The 17,366-nt window shown below is 71.7% G+C and carries 17 protein-coding genes; 12 read left to right on the top strand and 5 right to left on the bottom strand.

Annotated elements, in window-relative coordinates:
• Positions 1-2: 2 nt before the first annotated feature.
• From ACFWBB_RS34585 to ACFWBB_RS34565, 5 genes are all read left to right on the top strand, one after another.
• The gene (locus ACFWBB_RS34585; RefSeq protein ID WP_054239553.1) at positions 3-275 is read left to right on the top strand and encodes a phosphoribosyl-ATP diphosphatase; all 273 of its coding nucleotides are present in this window, start codon (positions 3-5) and stop codon (positions 273-275) included.
• A 67-nt stretch (positions 276-342) separates the two neighbouring features.
• Entirely contained in the window at positions 343-1,191 is an 849-nt protein-coding gene (gene hisG / locus ACFWBB_RS34580) for an ATP phosphoribosyltransferase (RefSeq protein ID WP_384118952.1), read from the top strand.
• Between the two features lie 14 nt (positions 1,192-1,205).
• Complete coding sequence (locus ACFWBB_RS34575; RefSeq protein WP_385280652.1) at positions 1,206-1,673, top strand: PH domain-containing protein; 468 nt, start codon at positions 1,206-1,208, stop codon at positions 1,671-1,673.
• 206 nt (positions 1,674-1,879) lie between these two features.
• On the top strand, positions 1,880-3,205 hold the full coding sequence (locus tag ACFWBB_RS34570; protein WP_385280649.1) for a hemolysin family protein: 1,326 nt from the start codon (positions 1,880-1,882) through the stop codon (positions 3,203-3,205).
• Positions 3,202-4,332, top strand: a complete 1,131-nt coding sequence (locus ACFWBB_RS34565; RefSeq protein ID WP_385280646.1) for a hemolysin family protein — start codon at positions 3,202-3,204, stop codon at positions 4,330-4,332. Before ACFWBB_RS34570 ends, ACFWBB_RS34565 begins: the two co-directional genes overlap by 4 nt.
• An 18-nt stretch (positions 4,333-4,350) precedes the next feature.
• Here ACFWBB_RS34565 and ACFWBB_RS34560 read toward each other — a convergent pair whose 3' ends face one another.
• Together ACFWBB_RS34560 and ACFWBB_RS34555 are read right to left on the bottom strand one after the other, a co-directional pair.
• On the bottom strand, positions 4,351-6,213 hold the full coding sequence (locus ACFWBB_RS34560) for an AAA family ATPase (RefSeq protein ID WP_385280643.1): 1,863 nt from the start codon (positions 6,211-6,213) through the stop codon (positions 4,351-4,353).
• A gap of 439 nt (positions 6,214-6,652) precedes the next feature.
• Positions 6,653-7,273: a uridine kinase gene (locus tag ACFWBB_RS34555; RefSeq protein ID WP_385280714.1), complete on the bottom strand. Its 621-nt coding sequence runs from the start codon at positions 7,271-7,273 to the stop codon at positions 6,653-6,655.
• 196 nt (positions 7,274-7,469) lie between these two features.
• Here ACFWBB_RS34555 and ACFWBB_RS34550 point away from each other — a divergent pair, with 196 nt between their 5' ends.
• The 3 genes from ACFWBB_RS34550 (at position 7,470) to ACFWBB_RS34540 (ending at position 9,834) form a co-directional block, all read left to right on the top strand.
• Positions 7,470-8,870 carry a peptidase C39 family protein gene (locus ACFWBB_RS34550; protein WP_385280640.1) on the top strand — a complete coding sequence of 467 codons (1,401 nt, stop codon included), beginning with the start codon at positions 7,470-7,472 and terminating at the stop codon, positions 8,868-8,870.
• 89 nt (positions 8,871-8,959) lie between these two features.
• Positions 8,960-9,100: an SCO1431 family membrane protein gene (locus ACFWBB_RS34545; RefSeq protein ID WP_385280637.1), complete on the top strand. Its 141-nt coding sequence runs from the start codon at positions 8,960-8,962 to the stop codon at positions 9,098-9,100.
• Positions 9,101-9,174: 74 nt separating this feature from the next.
• Complete coding sequence (locus ACFWBB_RS34540; protein WP_385280636.1) at positions 9,175-9,834, top strand: TetR/AcrR family transcriptional regulator; 660 nt, start codon at positions 9,175-9,177, stop codon at positions 9,832-9,834.
• 95 nt (positions 9,835-9,929) lie between these two features.
• Here ACFWBB_RS34540 and ACFWBB_RS34535 read toward each other — a convergent pair whose 3' ends face one another.
• The 3 genes from ACFWBB_RS34535 to ACFWBB_RS34525 all read right to left on the bottom strand — a co-directional run bounded on the left by ACFWBB_RS34535 (position 9,930) and on the right by ACFWBB_RS34525 (position 12,677).
• A complete protein-coding gene (locus tag ACFWBB_RS34535) occupies positions 9,930-11,180 on the bottom strand; it encodes a glycoside hydrolase family 18 protein (RefSeq protein WP_385280633.1) in 1,251 nt (416 codons plus the stop codon).
• A gap of 402 nt (positions 11,181-11,582) precedes the next feature.
• On the bottom strand, positions 11,583-11,714 hold the full coding sequence (locus ACFWBB_RS34530; RefSeq protein ID WP_385280630.1) for a hypothetical protein: 132 nt from the start codon (positions 11,712-11,714) through the stop codon (positions 11,583-11,585).
• 501 nt (positions 11,715-12,215) lie between these two features.
• Positions 12,216-12,677: a hypothetical protein gene (locus ACFWBB_RS34525; RefSeq protein WP_385280627.1), complete on the bottom strand. Its 462-nt coding sequence runs from the start codon at positions 12,675-12,677 to the stop codon at positions 12,216-12,218.
• A gap of 276 nt (positions 12,678-12,953) precedes the next feature.
• On the opposite strand from ACFWBB_RS34525, the gene ACFWBB_RS34520 reads away from it, so the two are divergent.
• The 4 genes from ACFWBB_RS34520 (at position 12,954) to fxsA (ending at position 17,196) form a co-directional block, all read left to right on the top strand.
• Positions 12,954-13,394 carry an Lrp/AsnC family transcriptional regulator gene (locus ACFWBB_RS34520; protein WP_189926093.1) on the top strand — a complete coding sequence of 147 codons (441 nt, stop codon included), beginning with the start codon at positions 12,954-12,956 and terminating at the stop codon, positions 13,392-13,394.
• Positions 13,395-13,450: 56 nt separating this feature from the next.
• On the top strand, positions 13,451-15,067 hold the full coding sequence (locus ACFWBB_RS34515) for an amidohydrolase (RefSeq protein WP_385280623.1): 1,617 nt from the start codon (positions 13,451-13,453) through the stop codon (positions 15,065-15,067).
• Between the two features lie 586 nt (positions 15,068-15,653).
• Positions 15,654-16,619: a polyprenol monophosphomannose synthase gene (locus tag ACFWBB_RS34510; RefSeq protein ID WP_385280620.1), complete on the top strand. Its 966-nt coding sequence runs from the start codon at positions 15,654-15,656 to the stop codon at positions 16,617-16,619.
• Positions 16,620-16,665: 46 nt separating this feature from the next.
• Positions 16,666-17,196, top strand: a complete 531-nt coding sequence (gene fxsA / locus ACFWBB_RS34505; RefSeq protein ID WP_385280618.1) for an FxsA family membrane protein — start codon at positions 16,666-16,668, stop codon at positions 17,194-17,196.
• Positions 17,197-17,366: the final 170 nt, after the last annotated feature.

Raw genomic sequence — 17,366 nt, 5'->3', positions numbered from 1 at the left:
CCATGTCCAAGAAGACGTTCGAGGAGCTCTTCACCGAGCTCCAGCAGAAGGCCGCCAGCGGCGACCCCGCCACTTCCCGCACCGCAGAACTGGTCGGGAAGGGCGTCCATGCCATCGGCAAGAAGGTCGTCGAAGAAGCCGCCGAGGTCTGGATGGCGGCCGAGTACGAAGGCAAGGAAGCAGCCGCCGAGGAGATCTCGCAGCTGCTCTACCACGTCCAGGTGATGATGGTCGCCCGCGGAATCTCACTGGACGACGTGTACGCCCACCTGTAACCCTTTCCAGACACATCCGCACACATCCGCCCCGATCGTCACGTTCCACGCGAAGGAAGCCGACCTCATGCTGCGCATCGCCGTCCCCAACAAGGGTTCCCTGTCAGGCCCCGCGGGGGAGATGCTGCATGAGGCCGGCTACCAGCAGCGCCGCGAGTCCAAGGAACTGCGGATCGTCGACCCGGTCAACGACGTCGAGTTCTTCTACCTCCGCCCCCGGGACATCGCGATCTACGTCTCCTCCGGGCGCCTCGACATCGGCGTCACCGGCCGCGACCTGCTGATCGACTCCGGCGCCAACGCCGAGGAGATCCTCCCGCTCGGCTTCGCCCGCTCCACCTTCCGCTTCGCCGCCAAGCCGGGCACGGCCGACGGCATCGAGGACCTCCAGGGCCGGACGGTCGCCACCTCCTACGAGGGCATCGTCGCCAAGCACCTGGCCGAGCAGGGCGTCGACGCCTCCGTCGTGCACCTCGACGGAGCCGTCGAGACCGCGATCGAACTCGGTGTCGCCGAGGTCATCGCCGACGTCGTCGAGACCGGCACCTCACTGCGCAACGCGGGCCTCGAGGTCTTCGGCGAGCCCATCATGAAGTCCGAGGCCATCGTGATCCGCCGCACCGGCGCGGACGTCGAGGAGCCCAAGGTGCAGCAGTTCCTGCGCCGCCTCCAGGGCGTCCTGGTCGCCCGGACCTACGTGATGATGGACTACGACTGCCGCGTCGAGCAGCTCGAGAAGGCCGTCGCGCTGACCCCGGGCCTGGAGTCGCCGACCGTCTCCCCGCTGCACAACGAGGGCTGGGTCGCCGTCCGCGCCATGGTTCCGGCCAAGGAGGCGCAGCGGATCATGGACGACCTGTACGACATCGGCGCGCGCGCCATCCTGACCACGGCCATCCACGCCTGCCGCCTCTGACCTCAGCCGGGAACATGTCCAACCTGCCGACCCTCCCCGTCACCTTCCGGCCAGGGCGCACCCGTGTGGTGCTGCTCACGGCCGGAGTGGTGATCCTCCTCGTCATCTCCGCCGTGGCGATGCTGCTGGAACAGCTCGGCCCGGGGGAGCGGCTCAGCTTCATCCTCACCGGCGCCCTCATCTTCTGGGTGCTGGCCCAGCTCGCCCGGGTACGGGTCGTCGCCGACGACTCCGGGGTCACCGTCGTGAACATCGCCAGCAGACGGCACCTGGACTGGGCCGAGATCGTCCAGGTGAACCTCCGTCCGGGCGATCCCTGGGTGTTCCTCAACCTCAGCGACGGCACCAGCCTGCCCGCCCTCGGCATCCAGCCGGGCATCGACAAGCAGCAGGCCATCGCCGACGCGCGCGCCCTGCGGACCCTCGCGGAAGCCCGGTCCGTCCGGCACCCCGAGGAGCCCACGGAACAAGATCAGGGCTGACTCGGGGCCGTCCGCCCTGCCGCTCAAGCCCCTGTCTTGATTAATCTGGTGACGGAGGCGTTCCCTTTGCGCCTCCACCCCTGTGGCTCCCTGCCGGGTGCACAGGGGTTCCTGCTACCCGAGGAGTGACTCCCTCCGGCGATGGACGGTTCGTCCTGCAGTACCTGCGCCGCCCCTGTCCGACCTGGTTCGCAGGCGGCGGCAACATGACCATCCCCCTGCTGCTCCTGGCAGCCGCGTTCCTGCTCATCCTCGCCAACGGCTTCTTCGTCGCCGCCGAGTTCGGCCTTGTCACGGTCGAGCGCCCGGACGCCGAGAAGGCCGCCGCCGAGGGCGACAGACGAGCCCGTACGGTCGTCGAGTCGCTGAGGGAACTGTCCTTCCAGCTGTCCGGCACCCAGCTCGGCATCACCATCACCTCCCTCGTCGTCGGCATGCTCGCCGAACCGGCGCTCGCGGAGCTGCTGCACGGCCCGTTCACCGCGATCGGCATCCCCGAGGGCGCCGCCTCCGGTGTCGCCGTGGTCGTCGGCATGCTGCTGGCCTCCGCCGTGCAGATGGTGATCGGCGAGCTCGTGCCCAAGAACTGGGCGGTGTCCAAGCCCCTGCAGGTCGCGCGCTTCGTCGCGGGCCCGCAAGCCGGCTTCTCCCGCCTCTTCCGGCCGGTGATCGCGGTCCTCAACACCGTCGCCAACCGGCTGGTGCGCGCCCTGGGCGTCGAGCCCACCGCGGAGCTGGCCTCCGCGCGCACCCCCGGCGAACTCGTCTCCCTGGCCCGCCACTCGGCCCAGGCCGGCGCGCTCGAACAGGGCACGGCCGACCTCTTCGTCCGGACCCTGTCGCTGGCCGAACTCACCGCTCAGCACGTCATGACCCCGCGCGTGAAGGTGAGTGCCCTCCAGTCGACGGCCACCGCCGAGGACGTGGTCAACCTGACCCGCGCCACCGGCCTGTCCCGGTTCCCGGTCTACCGCGAGAGGATCGACGAGATCGTCGGCATGGTCCACCTGAAGGACGCCCTGGCGATCCCCGTGCACGACCGGCTGCGTACCCCGCTCGGCCGAATCGCGCGCCCCGCGCTGCTGGTCCCCGAGACCCTGCCCGTCCAGCCCCTGCTGGCCCGGCTGCGCAGCGAGCAGCCCATCGCCGTCGTCGTCGACGAGTACGGCGGCACGGCCGGCGTGGTCACGCTGGAGGACATCGTCGAGGAGATCGTCGGTGAGGTCCGTGACGAGCACGACGGCCAGGACACGCCCGAACTCGCCGCCGCCCCGCCCGAGGAGGGCCGGCCGGCCTGGGACGTGGACGGCAGCTGTCGTGTCGACACCCTCCAGCGCGTAGGCCTGAAGGTCCCCGAGGGGCCGTACGAGACGGTCGCCGGGCTGGTCGCCGACCTGCTCGGCCGTATCCCGGCCGTCGGGGACCGGGCCGAACTGCCCGGCTGGCGGGTCTCCGTGCGCCGCGTCGGCCACTACCGGGCCGAGCGGGTCCGGCTGGTGCGGACCGGCCAGGTCGTGGAGGTCAGCCGATGAGCGCCCTCCAACTCGTCTTCGCCGCGCTGCTCGTGCTCACCAACGGCTTCTTCGTCGGCGCCGAGTTCGCGCTCGTCTCGGTCCGCCGCAGCCAGATCGAGCCACTGGGCACCGCGCGGGCCCGGCAGGTCCTCTACGGTCTGGAACGCCTGCCCCAGATGATGGCGGCGGCCCAGTTCGGCATCACTGTCTGCTCCCTCACCCTGGGCGCCGTCGCCGAACCGACGGTCGCCCATCTGCTGGAGCCGGTCTTCGAAGCGGTCCGCCTCCCGCACGGCGCGATCCACCCGCTGGGCTACATCGTGGCCCTCGCGGCCGTGGTCTTCTTCCACCTCGTCATCGGCGAGATGGTCCCGAAGAACCTGGCCATGGCGGCCCCCGAGAAGGCCGCGCTGTGGCTCAGCCCCGGCCTGGTCGCCTTCGCCCGGGTCTGCCGGCCGATCACCGTGGCCCTGGGCGCCTGCGCCCGGGGCATCCTGCGGCTCTTCCACGTCGAGCCCAGGGACGAGGTCGAGGCCGTCGTCACCAGCGAGCAGCTGAACCGGCTGCTGGAGGACTCCGGCCAGGCCGGTCTGCTGGCGCCCGAGGAACAGGAGCGGCTGGAGGACGCGCTGGAGCTGGGCTCCCGCCCGGTGACGGACGTGCTGCTGAAGCGCGAGTCCCTCGTCACGGTCAGCCCCTCGGTCACCCCGGGCGAGATCGTCGAGCTGACCGGTCGTACCGGCTACTCCCGCTTCCCGGTCGCCGCGGAGAACGGCGCCGGCGCCTTCATGGGCTATCTGCACGTCAAGGACGTCCTCGACCTGGAGGACTCCGAGCGGGCCGTGCCGCAGCAGGTGTGGCGACCGATGACGACCCTGCGCTCCGAACTGCCGCTGGACGACGCGCTGACGGTGATGCGCCGGGCGGCGACCCACCTGGCGCAGGTGGCCGACGCGTCCGGCAGGGTCCTCGGCCTGGTCGCGCTGGAGGACGTACTGGAACTGCTGGTGGGCGAGGTCACCGACCCCGCGCACCGGGAGGTCTCCGGGATCCGGCTCACGGAGCCGAGGGGAAGTTCCCCCACGGTCTCGGCTCCGCTCGAGCAGGGCGGGCCCCCGTCGCCGGAGGAAGCGCTGGCGAGCTGAGAGCAGCCGCGGGATCCGTCACACCGCCGGATCCTGCGGCCCCCTCCCCGACAGCACCTCCCCGTACGCCTGCATCAGATCCGGCAGCCGCAGGGTCGACAGGTCGTCCCGGGTCAGCGCGCCCGGATACGTCGACAGACGCAGATCCCGGTAGGCGCAGCTCTTCTCGTACAGGGTCCGCAGAAACCGGCCGTTGCCCAGTTCGTCGATCCACCCCTGGTCCACGACATGCCCGGCGACGGAGCGCAGCTCGTCCAGGGCCTCCTCGTCCCAGACGTCACCGTTCTCCGCGGCCAGCACCTCACCGATGGAGGTGAGTTCGAGAGGCCGGTAGGACGGGAAGTCGACGCGGGTCGTGAAACGGGAGGACAGCCCGGGGTTCGCGGCCAGCAGGCGGTCCATGCCCTCCGGATAGCCGGCCAGGATCACCACCAGGTGGTCCCGGTTGTCCTCGGCCCGTTTCAGCAGCACCTGCAACGCCTCGTCGCCGTACGCGTCGCCCTTGCCGTAACCGGAGTTGGAGAGCGAGTACGCCTCGTCGACGAAGAGGACGCCACCGAGGGCCGAGTCGATCAGCTCGTTGGCCTTCACGGCCGTCTGCCCCAGGTACTCGCCGACCAGGTCGGCCCGCTGGGCCTCCACGAGATGGTCACCGCCCAGGAGCCCGAGGGCGTAGAAGACACGGCCGAGGATGCGGGCCACCGTGGTCTTGCCGGTGCCGGAGGGGCCGGAGAAGACGAAATGCCGTTTGGGCGGCTGGACCGGAAGGCCCTGGCCGGTCCGCAGCCGCGCCATGTTGAGCTGCGCCGACAGGGCCTTGACCTGGCGTTTCACCGGCTCGAGGCCGACCATGCGTTCCAGTTCGGCGAGCGCCTCGTCCAGTAACGCGGGGTCGGTGGGCCCGGCCGGCACCGCTGAGGGGATGACGTTCTTCTCCCGTACCGCCGGGTCGGTCACCGAGGGCAGCGGGACGACGGGCGGCAGGTCGGCGGGCTCGGTGAGCCTCAGATCCCGGCCCTCCATGCCGAACAGCGGGTCGAAGCCGTCGGGACCGTCCACCATGTCCTGCCCGACCCCGGTGAGCGTGATCGCCGCGAAGTCGGCGGGATCGTCGTACCCGTCGCCCTCGGCGATCGCGGCGAGCCGGGCCGAGGTGTCCATGAAGGCGGCGTCCACGCGGTGCACCGCCCGGTACAGGGGGAGCGCCGCCGCCGAACGGCCGGTTCCCTCGTGGGCCCGTGCCAGCCAGTACCGCAGCTCCTTGCGCTGCGGCTGCTCGCTGCGGCAGCGCATCAGCGCCGCCGACAGCAGTGGCTCGGCCTGTCCGTACATCTCCAGACGGACCCGGGCCATCCCGCCGAACAGGCCGGCCTCGATGCCCAGCAGAGCGTCGTCGAGCAGCGGGTCGGTGTGCCGGACCAGCTGCTCCCAGTCCTTGACCAGATAGGCGCGGCAGGCGTGCAGGAAGCGGACCTGGTGGTCGGCGTCGACGGGCGGCAGCCCGGCGAGTGCCCGGTCCAGCTCGGGCACATGGCGGCCGTCCAGCCAGTGCGAGGCGTGCGCGAGGAGCAGGTCGCGCGGACTCTCCAGCACCGGTTGCACCCACCAGCCCAGCCAGTACCAGGAGTTGAGCGTGCGGCGGTGCCGGGTCCGCTGCTCGCCGAAGCGCTCGCGGTGCCGGAACATCCTGAGCAGCGCGGTCGTCGTGTCGACGCGCAGCGCGTGCAGCCCGAGCCAGCCGTCGGCCATCCCGGGATCGATCCGCACCGCGGTGCGGAACTCCTCCTCCGCCTGCGGATAGGCGCCCATCGTGTACGCGTCCACGCCTCGCAGCCAGGCGAGGTCGGCCGGGGCGTCGGGGCCCTGCGTGCCGAAGTCCATCACGTCCCCCACAAACCGTGCCCCCGTCGGTATGCCGCCGGGCCGTCGCCCGTCGGCTGCCTTGGTCGAACCGCTGTGCCGCGGACCGGAGTTGCAAGGTGCGCGCGGCAGCCGTTCAGGTCGCACCGAGGGCATCGTACCTGCGTGGGAGTGGCTCGCCGTAGGGTGCCGCACAGGCCGTTTGTCGAGGTGGGAGCGGACGGGGCGCACACCGTTCGGTGACCCTGGGTGACCGGATCGCGCCGCGAAGCGCCCGGAAAGGGGGCGGCGAGCGGGATGAGGACAGAACGAAGCCCCCGATCACGGGGGAACAACCGGGGGCTTCGCGTTTGAGGGCGGCTGAGATGGCCGCACATCCAGAACGTAAGTCCTGTACGGGCCGTCGGTCAAGCACGGGTGAGGCGGTTGGCGAAGTTCGAGTGCGAGGCCCTTCACGCGTTCACCACATCGCGGCCGGCCCATCACGGTCAGTGACATCCTGGTTCGGTCCAAGGTCTCCCACGGGCCCCGGCAGCACCTCGTATCCCTGCCTCAACTGCCGTACCAGCAGGGCGGCGTGGGGGCGCGAGGGATCCTCGGCGAAGTGGTGGGTCTCGGCCGTGACCCACCCGTCCCAGAACTCCCGCTGCTCCTCCCCGTCCCGGGACCGTCCACGCGCCCAGGCCTGCTCGGCCGGCATGTCCATCCACAGCAGACACGCCAGGAAGGGCCGTAGCGCACGGCGACCCGCGCCGACTCCCTCGAGCAGGACGACGGGGGCCGCGGGCAGCGGCCTCGGCGGGCCGAAGCGGCGGGCGCGCCAGTCGTAGGGGGCGTAGTACGCGGTCTCGCCGCGGCCGAAGGGCTCGATCACCTGGGTCAGCAGCCGTCCGGTCCACGCGAACAGCTCGTCGTGGCTGGCGATGTCGTCGAGGCGCAGCACCGGCGCGCCCCCCAGCGCCTCGGCCAGCTCGCCGGCCAGCGTGGACTTGCCCGAGCCGGCATGTCCGTCGACGGCGATCAGCCGGACCGGCCCGCAGGACGGGGGCAGGCGGCGCAGCCGGGAGACGAGCTGGTGGATGGCGGGTCCTGGGGTCCGGAGAGCGGGGCAGCGGGGGTGGGCTTGCGTACGGTGCGAAAGTCTACGGCCGCACGTCGGCACCAGTGGTTCAGACCGGTATTTGGTGGCGCGGCACGGGCGGAAGTGCTGGAAGGCGGGGTCTCCTCCGTCCATAGTTGGCGCACAGCCGTGCAGACACCCTGGGGGTCTTCCGCTCATGAGCAGAGCCGAACAGCCGTCCCGCAGAACGGTCCTCGCCGCCGCGGTCACCGCGGCCGTGGCAGGGGGCTCGGCCCGGGCCGCGACTGCGACTGCCGCGACGGCCGCCGACCCGGCGGAGACCGCGGACACGGCGGTCACCGCGGCCGTCGAGTCCGCCCCGGCCCGCTCCGCCGACTACCGCTCCTGGACCACGTACGCCGACTGGCGCGCCGGCACCGCCCGGGGCAGCCGGGCCCTGGCGGGCGTCCGCCCCGGCATCGCAGTCGGCACCCCGCTCGGCACCGTCGAGTACACCGACCCGCACACCAGGACCACGGCCGCCTGGGAGTACGCGACCTGGACCTCCCCCGTCCAGACGCTCGCCGTCCCCTCCACCGAGGCGATCGCCTCCTGGAACGCGAGCACCCCGGCCGGTACCTGGCTCCAGGTCGAACTGAAGGGCACGTACTCCGACGGCACGGACACGCCCTGGTACGTGATGGGCCGCTGGGCCTCCGGCGACCAGGACATCAAGCGCACCTCGGTCGACGACCAGACCGACGGCAGGAGCACCGTCTGGACCGACACCCTCGCGATCGACGACGCCTCGACGGGTCTGCGCCTGGCCTCCTGCCGCCTCCGGATCACCCTGTACCGCCGCCCCGGCACCAAGCTCACCCCGACCGTGTGGCGGCTGGGAGTGATGGGCTCCGACGTCCCGGACCGGTTCACCGTCCCGGCCTCCGTGCCCGGCCTCGCGCGGGAGCTGGCCGTCCCGCGCTACTCGCAGGAGATCCACCAGGGGCAGTACCCCGAGTACGACAGCGGCGGCGAGGCCTGGTGCAGCCCCACCTCCTCGCAGATGATCGTCGAGTACTGGGGCGGCCGGCTCACCGCGGACCAGCTGGCGTGGGTCGACCCGTCCTACGCCGACCCGCAGGTGTGCCACGCCGCCCGGCACACGTACGACCACCAGTACGGCGGCTGCGGCAACTGGCCCTTCAACGCGGCCTACGCGGCCACCTTCGGGGATCTCCAGGGCGTGGTCACCCGGCTCGGCTCCCTCACCGACCTGGAGACGCTGATCGCGGCCGGGATCCCGGCCTTGACGTCCCAGTCGTTCCTCAAGGAGGAGCTCACCGGAGCGGGCTACGGCACCTCCGGGCACCTGATGACCGTGATCGGCTTCACGGACGAGGGCGATGTGATCGCCAACGACCCGTTCTCGGCGGACGACACCGCCGTGCGGCGCGTGTACCGGCGGCGGGAGTTCGAGAACATCTGGCTCAGAACGAAGCGGTACAACGCGAGCGGCAAGGTCGTCTCCGGCACCGGAGGGGTCTGCTACCTCTACTTCCCGGCACGTCCGACGGCGCGCCAGTGCACGGCACTCACCGCGGTGGGCGTCCCCGTGTGAGGAAGGTCTCCGCCGCAAAAGCCGTGCCAGGTGGCAAGGTGGACGGATCGGGGGGAGTCCACCCAGCACGTCGACCTCAGCGAGACATCATGAGCGCACAGACAGCCACCGCCACCCGCGCCCGCACCGGCGGCCCGGAGACCGACGGCCCGAAGATCCTCGAGCACCTCATGGGCTGGGTCCTCGTCGCGGTCGTCGCGATGCTGGTCACCCAGCTCGGGCTGCTCTGACGGTCGTGTCCTGACGCACGGTTGACCTGACATACTGCGGAGGTCCCGCCGACCGCCCGAGACCAGGGTCGAAATTGAATATCAGTGAACAGCGCGAAGTTGCCCGTCCCCGGGCACGCGGCACCGAGCGCTCACTGGCGCGTCGCGCCGAACTCATCTCCATCGGGCGGGCGTTGTTCGCCGACACGTCCTACGACGCGCTCTCGATGGACGACATCGCCCGGCAGGCTCATGTCGCCAAGGGGCTGATCTACTACTACTTCCAGTCCAAGCGCGGCTACTACCTGGCGATCATCCAGGACTCCGTCGCCGATCTGGTCACCTTCGCGGCGAGCGGCCACGAACTGCCCCAGGTGGACCGGGTGCACCGCACCATCGACGGTTACCTGCGCTATGCCGAGCACAACCAGGCCGCGTACCGCACGATCGTCAGCGGCGGTGTCGGTTTCGACACCGAGGTGCACGCCATCCGGGACGGGGTGCGCGGGGCGATCGTGGCGACCATCGCCGAGGGCGCGTACGGCAGCAGCGACATTCCCGCGCTGCCTCGCATGGGCCTGCTCGCCTGGGTGTGCAGCGTCGAGGGTGCCACCCTGGAGTGGATCGCCCGTCCCGAACTCTCCCGCGAGGTCATGGGCGACCTGCTGGTGAAGACCCTGGGCGGCTCCCTGCGCGCCATCGAGGAACTCGACCCCGCCTTCGCCGCGCCGAAGCCGGCCCGCCGCGAGGAATGACGCACGGGGCCCGGTGCACGAGGCGCGACGCACGGGGCCCGGTGCACCGGGGCGGAGGCTCGTGGTCCTCCGCCCCAAGTGCCCCATGTGCCGGGCTACTTGATCGCGTGGATCAGCTCACCGTTCGCCGTGTCCCCGCTCAGCTCCCAGAAGAACGTCCCGCCCAGTCCCTGCCTGGACTTGTACTTCATCTTCGTGGCGATGGTCGCGGGGGTGTCGTAACTCCACCAGTCCGCACCGCACTTGGCGTAGGCGGTGCCGCCGACCGTGCCGGTCGCCGGGCACTTGGCCTTGAGCACCTTGTAGTCCTCGTTGCCGGCCTCGTACGTCCCCGCCGCGGGCCCCGTGGCCGTGCCGCCCGGCTTCGCCTGGGTGACGCCGGTCCAGCCGCGCCCGTAGAAGCCGATGCCGAGCAGCAGCTTCCGTGACGGGATGCCCAGGCTCCTGAGCTCGGCGATCGTCGCGGCGGTGTCGTAGCCCTGCTGCGGAATGCCCGGGTACGAGGTGAGCGCGGAGTGCGGGGCCGTGGGGCCGGTGGCCGCCCAGGCGCCGAAGTAGTCGTACGTCATCGGGTTGTACCAGTCGACGTACCGGGCCGCGCCCCCGTAGTCCGCCGCCTCGATCCTGCCCCCGCTGGTGGCGTCCGCCGTGATCGCCGCGGTGATCAGCTCGCGCTTTCCGAACTTGGCGCGCAGGGCCGCCATGACGTCCCGGAACGCCTCGCGGCCGCTGGTGTCGCAGGTGAGGCCGCAGGCGTTCGGGTACTCCCAGTCGATGTCGATGCCGTCGAAGACGTCCGCCCACCTGGAGTTCTCGACCAGGTCGTAGCAGGACCGGGCGAAGGCCGCCGGGTCCTTGGCCGCCTCGCCGAAGCCGCCCGACCAGCTCCAACCGCCGAACGACCAGATGACCTTGAGCTTCGGGTGCAGCTTCTTCAGCTTGCGCAGCTGGTTGAAGTTGCCGCTGAGCGGCTGGTCCGCGGCGTCGGCGACGCCGTCCACGGACTCCTCGGCGGTGAACGGCTTGTCGGTGTCGGCCCAGGAGTCGCCGAGTGCGCACTTGCCGTCGGTGACGTTGCCGAAGGCGTAGTTGATGTGGGTGAGCCGGTCGGCGGACCCGGACGTCTCGATGTTCCTGACGTAGTACTGGCGGCCGTAGATGCCCCAGCCGGTGAAGTAGCCGACGACCTTCGAGCCGTTCGCGCCGACCGGGTGGGCCTTCGCGGGGTGGGTCTCTCCGGCGGTCGCGGTGCCCGCGCCGGCGAGCAGGGCGGCGCCGAGCGCGGCGCAGCAGACGGCGGACACAAGCGCCCGGAACCGGGGGCGGGGGCGGAGCCTGGTGTGCATCGGGTGTCTCCTCGCGGGGGACAGGGAGGGATCGCACGCCGATCGGCATGAACGCGGGGAAGCGTTGGATCGAAACGCTAGGTGGACTAGACCACTTCGGTCAATGGTTCGGACCAATCGACCACCGGTCCGTCCGACTGCCCACCCGGCTGCTCGCCCGGTTACCCCACCCGGCTGCCCGTCCTTCTGCCCGTTGTGCTGCCGGACCCCGCGCCGTCCCGGTATGGCGTTTCCCGCCCAGTGCCGCAGTCCGGGGTTTCCTGGCGCCGGTTCACGACATCGCACGACACGAGTCGCGCCGACCGCCGCCACCGCCGAGGAGGACACCGCCCCGCCCCTCTGTCCCGGGTGACACGGGTGCTTCCCGCTCGCTGTACGACTCCGGGTACGGTCAGTGGGCGGTCATCGCCCGTCGCCCGCCTGGTCCGGACGCCCGCTGAACTGCCCCGGCCGCACCTGCGGGGCCGCGAGCCGTACCCACTCCGGGTCGTGGCGCCCCGGTAGCGTGCGGCCCCGGTCGGCCCAGGTGCGCATGAGGTCGCGGTAGATGGGCGGGTCCTGCGGGGGCGGCGGGGCCAGCGGAACCGATTCTGCCCGGACAGGTTCCGGGCGCACGGGAACGAAGAGCTGGCGGTGACGCCCGGGTGCGACTGACTGGGTGGGGGTCATACCAGGGCAACGCGAAGCCGCGGGACAGGTCACCGGCGGGCGCGGTCGTGCGTGAGTTCGGGGAGTGCCCCCATTCCGGGCCGGCCCCTGTCCGGTCGGCGAGCGGTACCTGGCGGCACCCGGCGGTACCTGGCATTAGCTGGCGATCCGTCACCGACCCGGTGTTGCAAGGTGGTTGGGGCGTGGCGCCGCGCACCGTCCACGCATCGTCCACCGGCAGACGTGTGTCGGTGCGACGGAGGCGTACAGCGAAGCAGCGGCTGTCCAGGCGGCGCCAGGCGCACTGGACCTGCACCATGGCGATCTGCCGGCCATGGTGCAGGGCAGCTGCGGGAGTTGAGCCGGTGGTGAGCGCGGGAAGGGCGCTCAGGCGGCCGCGCGGCGCATCGTCGGCACGCGCATCGGGCGCGAACCCGGGCCGCCGACGTGCGAGAAGGGCTGGGTGCGCCAGTCCAGTCCCTGAGGGAGCGTCAGCAGGAGCGTGGTGTCCTGCTCCTGGGGCTCCACGGACTCGTCCGCGGGCCGGGCCTCGGAAGCCCCGCGTCCCGTCCCGGCGCACACCGTGAGCCCGAAGGGGTTCCACGGCGAGGCACACAGCGCGTGCTCCGGCAGGATCTCCTCGTCCGCCAGCAGCGCGATGGGCTGCGCGCAGTCCGGGCAGATCACCCGGTACATCTCGAAGGTGTCGTACGCGTCGAAGTGGTCGGCGTCGTCGACGTCGAAGCTGTCGGAGAGCTCCCCGTCGGGTTCGACGCCCTCCGGCTCGGGATCCACGACGGACTGGAGCCGCTTGGGCGCGGTGCGAACAGGGCGCTTAAGACTCTGCATGGGATTCTCCCCCTCGGGCTGGGCCGTGACGGCACTGCGGCCTCGACCACAGCAAGCACTTCCCGCCCCGTCTCGGCGGTAATCACGAGGACATCACGAAGCCCCGGTGAGTGCTGTGGCATTCGTCACATGCCGCTAGCAGATGCCTGGTGCCTCGGTGGAGCCGCGGCGACCCGCGCTCGGCCGGCGGTTCACTCCCGGCCACATCACGAACCGGCTATGGCCTGGGCTGCATAGGTATACGTGGAGATCACACGCACGGTAAGTTCTTGCGTCATGGAGGAGCTGGACCGACAAATCGTGCAGCTGCTCGTCGAGGACGGGCGGATGAGTTACACCGATCTGGGCAAGGCCACGGGCCTGTCCACCTCGGCCGTGCACCAACGGGTGCGCCGGTTGGAACAGCGCGGTGTCATCCGCGGCTACGCGGCCGTCGTCGACTCCGAAGCCGTCGGGCTGCCCCTGACCGCCTTCATCTCGGTGAAACCGTTCGACCCCAGCGCCCCCGACGACATCGCCGAGCGGCTGGCCGGCGTACCGGAGATCGAGGCCTGCCACAGCGTGGCCGGTGACGAGAACTACATCCTCAAGGTGCGCGTGGCCACCCCGCACGAGCTCGAGGAGCTGCTCGGGCGGCTCCGGGCGCTCGCCGGGGTGTCGACGCGTACGACCGTCGTGCTGTCCACCCCCTACGAGGCCCGGCCGCCGCGGATCTGAGCGGATCCGAGGGGTCCCCGTGCCGAGCGGCCGGGGCGAGGCGCGAGACTGTCCCCATGAGTGAGCGCGCCCCCCAGCCGAAGACCGTCCTGCTCCGCCGAGGAGAGGTCCACAGCCCCGCCGACCCGTTCGCGACCGCGATGGTCGTCGAGCGCGGCCAGGTCGCCTGGGTCGGCTCCGAGGGCGCCGCCGACGCCTTCGCGGACGGCGTCGACGAGGTGGTCGACCTGGACGGCGCGCTCGTCACCCCGGCCTTCACGGACGCCCATGTGCACACCACGTCCACGGGCCTCGCGCTCACCGGCCTCGACCTCTCCGGTGCCCCCTCCCTGGCGGCCGCCCTCGCCCTCGTCAGGGCTTTCGCGACGGCCCGTCCACGGGACAAGGTGCTGCTCGGACATGGTTGGGACGCATCCCGCTGGCCGGAGGGCCGCCCGCCCCGACGAGACGAACTGGACGAGGCCACCGGCGGCCGGCCGCTCTACGTCAGCCGGATCGACGTCCACTCGGCCGTGGTCACCACCGCGCTGCTGGAACTGGCGCCCGCGGCCAGGGCCGCGGAGGGATTCGCGGACGGTGGGCCGCTGACCCGCGACGCCCATCACGTCGTCCGCGCCGCCGCGTTCGCAGCCGTGACGCCCGCCCAGCGCGCCGAGGCCCAGCGGGCCGCGCTCGCGCACGCCGCCTCCCTCGGCATCGGCTCGGTCCACGAGTGCGGGGGACCGGAGATCTCCTCCGAGGACGACTTCACGGACCTGCTGCGACTGGCCGCCGAGGAGCCCGGCCCCCGGGTCGTCGGCTACTGGGCCGAACAGGACGTCGAGAAGGCCCGGCAGCTGGGTGCGCTCGGCGCCGCCGGAGACCTGTTCGTCGACGGCGCCCTCGGCTCCCACACCGCGAGTCTGCACGGGCCCTACACCGACGCCGATCACACCGGCACCGCCTACGTGGGCGCCGCCGAGGTCGCCGCGCACGTGGTGGCCTGCACCGAGTCCGGCCTTCAGGCGGGCTTCCACGCCATCGGTGACGCCGCCGTGACCGCCGTTGTCGAGGGCCTGCGCGCCGCCGCGGAGAAGACCGGCCTGGCCCGGATCCGCGCGGCCCGCCACCGCGTCGAACACGCCGAGATGCTCACGCCCGAGACGATCGCCGCCTTCGCCGAACTCGGCCTCACCGCCTCCGTCCAGCCCGCCTTCGACGCCGCGTGGGGCGGCGAGGAGGGCATGTACGCCCAGCGGCTGGGCGTCGAGCGGGCCCGCACCCTGAACCCCTTCGCGGCCCTGCTGCGCGCGGGCGTCCCGCTCGCCTTCGGCTCCGACAGCCCGGTCACCCCCCTCGCCCCCTGGGGGACGGTCCGGGCCGCCGCCTTCCACCGCACCCCCGAGCACCGCGTGTCCGCCCGCGCCGCGTTCACGGCCCACACCCGTGGCGGCTGGCGCGCCATCGGCCGTGACGACGCCGGGGTCCTGGTCCCGGGCGCACCCGCCGACTACGCGGTCTGGCGCACGGAGGAACTGGTCGTCCAGGCCCCCGACGACCGGGTCGCCCGCTGGTCCACCGACCCACGCTCCGGCACCCCCGGACTGCCGGATCTGACCCCCGGCGGCGAACTCCCGGTGTGCCTGCGCACGGTGGTGGGCGGCCGGACCGTGTTCCTGCGGCCGAGCGAGTGATCTCCCGGACCGGCCCGGGGAAGATCACCCGTCCGCCCCACGACATACAGCCTCTGTCTCCTCCGCGCTGACCTGGGCATTGACGGGAAGTTCGCAGGTCAAGCGGCTGTTGACAGCCGACGGCGGGGGGCCGGTAGGTTCGGCGGAGTCCACCACCGGACGCCCCGCCCGGGGAACGCCCGCGCACTCGCCGCCGCGCCGCTGGGTCAGAGACGGTGTGCCGCACCGGCGCACCGCCACTGCCAGCCAGGCTCAGCGCCCGCGCCGCAGCGAGGGGAACGTGACGGCCGGTCGGGGAGGTGTGACCCGGACGGGGCCCGGGAGCTCAGTAGACAACGGCTTTCGGTAGACCCGCAGCCAGCGGATCCCGGGCCGGCCCGAAGAGCGCCGGGCCCCCATCCGCAGCAGGCCTGCGCGCACCGGGCTTTGTGCCCACCGCTACCGGGTAGGTACGTACATACAAGCCCAAAGGTACGTTCTTACCCCGCTCTCGTGGGTCCGACACCACCATACGAACGTCCTGTCACGTCAGCGCAGGCGACGGCCACTATGGTGGTCCCCTGCGTACGGACATGAAGGGGCAGTAGTGAACGACGGCGACGGGACCCTCGTGGCACAGGACCGGGGGAGGCAGTTCGGTCCGCTCGGCACGGCCTTGGTGATCATCCCGACCTACAACGAGGCGGAGAACATCAAGTCGATCGTCGGCCGGGTGCGCAAGGCTGTCCCCGAGGCTCACGTCCTCGTGGCCGACGACAACAGCCCCGACGGCACCGGCAAGCTCGCCGACGAACTGGCCGCCGGTGACGACCAGGTACGGGTTCTGCACCGCAAGGGCAAGGAGGGCCTCGGCGCCGCCTACCTGGCGGGCTTCCGCTGGGGTCTGGAGAACGACTACGGCGTCCTGATCGAGATGGACGCCGACGGCTCCCACCAGCCCGAGGAGCTGCCCCGTCTGCTCACCGCGCTGAAGAGCGCCGACCTGGTCCTGGGTTCGCGCTGGGTGCCGGGCGGCCGGGTGGTGAACTGGCCCAGGTCCCGCGAGGTCATCTCCCGGGGCGGCAGCCTCTACTCCCGTCTCGCCCTCGACCTGCCGCTGCGCGACATCACCGGCGGTTACCGCGCCTTCCGCCGCGAGACCCTGGAGGGTCTCGGCCTCGAGGAGGTCGCCTCCCAGGGCTACTGCTTCCAGGTCGACCTCGCCCGGCGGGCCGTCAAGGCCGGCTTCCATGTCGTCGAGGTCCCCATCACCTTCGTAGAGCGCGAGCACGGCGACTCCAAGATGAGCCGTGACATCCTCGTCGAGGCGCTGTGGCGGGTCACCGCGTGGGGTGTGGGGGAGCGGGTCGGCAAGATCACGGGCCGGGGCGCCGCCCAGCCGGAGCGTCCGCAGACGCCCGCCAGATCTCACCACGACGCCGCCCGGTCCGAAGGTGACGGCAAGTCTGGTGGTGCAGGCGGGTCCCACAGCGCCGGGAAGTCCCAGAGCGACGGCAGGTCTCACAGCGACGGCAGGTCTCACAGCGACGGCAGGTCTCACAGCGACGGCTGATCGTCCCCTTATGCCACTCTGAGCCGGGTCCGGGCACACTGGAGACATGACGACTGGCTCTCCGACCCCCGCATACCCGACCGGCGCCCAGCCCCGCCGTACCCAGCCCCGCCGCTCCCGCCTGCGGACGTTCCTTCCGCTGGGCCTCGCCGCGTGGCTGGTGCTGGAGATCTGGCTGCTGACCGTGGTCGCGGGCGCCACGAGCGGGCTGGTGGTCCTCCTGCTCCTCGTCGCCGGGTTCGTCCTCGGCGCCGTGGTGATCAAGCGGGCGGGGCGCCGGGCCTTCCAGAACCTGAACGAGACGCTCCAGCGGGGCACGCCGTCCGACCGGGGCGGCGGAAACGGCCTCATGATGCTCGGCGGGCTCCTCCTGATGATCCCGGGGCTGGCCTCCGACGTGATCGGACTGCTTCTGCTGCTCCCGCCGGTCCAGAAGGCGGTCAGCGGCTATGGGGAGCGCAAGCTGCGGGAGGCCGCGGGCACGCCCGGCACCCTGGGTGACGCCTTCCAGCAGGCCCGCATCCACCGCCCGGACGGCAAGGTGGTGCAGGGCGAGGTCATCAGGGACGAGCGGTGACCCCTCGGGGCTGACCCCGTCCTCCAGGGTCGGCTCCGGCCAGGGTCCCACTCCCGGGCCCGGCTCCCGGGGGCAACCCCCTGCGCGGTGGGGACGGCAGCACGACCACCGGGTGCACGACGACCGGCAGCACGACGACCGCGGGCGCCGTACGTGAAACACGTACGGCG

It is taken from the genome of Streptomyces sp. NPDC060000 (genome assembly GCF_042737375.1).
In the GTDB taxonomy this organism is placed as follows: Bacteria; Actinomycetota; Actinomycetes; order Streptomycetales; family Streptomycetaceae; genus Streptomyces.
The sequence above is the reverse complement of the archived record's forward strand: the minus strand, read 5'-3'. Positions and strand labels throughout refer to the sequence as shown.

What these genes read in the sequence shown, in the direction of transcription:
- ACFWBB_RS34570 (WP_385280649.1), top strand. Translation starts at nt 1,880, where the DNA reads ATGACCATCCCCCTGCTGCTCCTGGCAGCCGCGTTCCTGCTCATCCTC.
- hisG (WP_384118952.1), top strand. Translation starts at nt 343, where the DNA reads ATGCTGCGCATCGCCGTCCCCAACAAGGGTTCCCTGTCAGGCCCCGCG.
- ACFWBB_RS34520 (WP_189926093.1), top strand. Translation starts at nt 12,954, where the DNA reads ATGGAGGAGCTGGACCGACAAATCGTGCAGCTGCTCGTCGAGGACGGG.
- ACFWBB_RS34560 (WP_385280643.1), bottom strand. Translation starts at nt 6,213, where the DNA reads ATGGACTTCGGCACGCAGGGCCCCGACGCCCCGGCCGACCTCGCCTGG.
- fxsA (WP_385280618.1), top strand. Translation starts at nt 16,666, where the DNA reads ATGACGACTGGCTCTCCGACCCCCGCATACCCGACCGGCGCCCAGCCC.
- ACFWBB_RS34525 (WP_385280627.1), bottom strand. Translation starts at nt 12,677, where the DNA reads ATGCAGAGTCTTAAGCGCCCTGTTCGCACCGCGCCCAAGCGGCTCCAG.
- ACFWBB_RS34585 (WP_054239553.1), top strand. Translation starts at nt 3, where the DNA reads ATGTCCAAGAAGACGTTCGAGGAGCTCTTCACCGAGCTCCAGCAGAAG.
- ACFWBB_RS34545 (WP_385280637.1), top strand. Translation starts at nt 8,960, where the DNA reads ATGAGCGCACAGACAGCCACCGCCACCCGCGCCCGCACCGGCGGCCCG.
- ACFWBB_RS34535 (WP_385280633.1), bottom strand. Translation starts at nt 11,180, where the DNA reads ATGCACACCAGGCTCCGCCCCCGCCCCCGGTTCCGGGCGCTTGTGTCC.
- ACFWBB_RS34575 (WP_385280652.1), top strand. Translation starts at nt 1,206, where the DNA reads ATGTCCAACCTGCCGACCCTCCCCGTCACCTTCCGGCCAGGGCGCACC.
- ACFWBB_RS34515 (WP_385280623.1), top strand. Translation starts at nt 13,451, where the DNA reads ATGAGTGAGCGCGCCCCCCAGCCGAAGACCGTCCTGCTCCGCCGAGGA.
- ACFWBB_RS34550 (WP_385280640.1), top strand. Translation starts at nt 7,470, where the DNA reads ATGAGCAGAGCCGAACAGCCGTCCCGCAGAACGGTCCTCGCCGCCGCG.
- ACFWBB_RS34530 (WP_385280630.1), bottom strand. Translation starts at nt 11,714, where the DNA reads ATGCGCACCTGGGCCGACCGGGGCCGCACGCTACCGGGGCGCCACGAC.
- ACFWBB_RS34565 (WP_385280646.1), top strand. Translation starts at nt 3,202, where the DNA reads ATGAGCGCCCTCCAACTCGTCTTCGCCGCGCTGCTCGTGCTCACCAAC.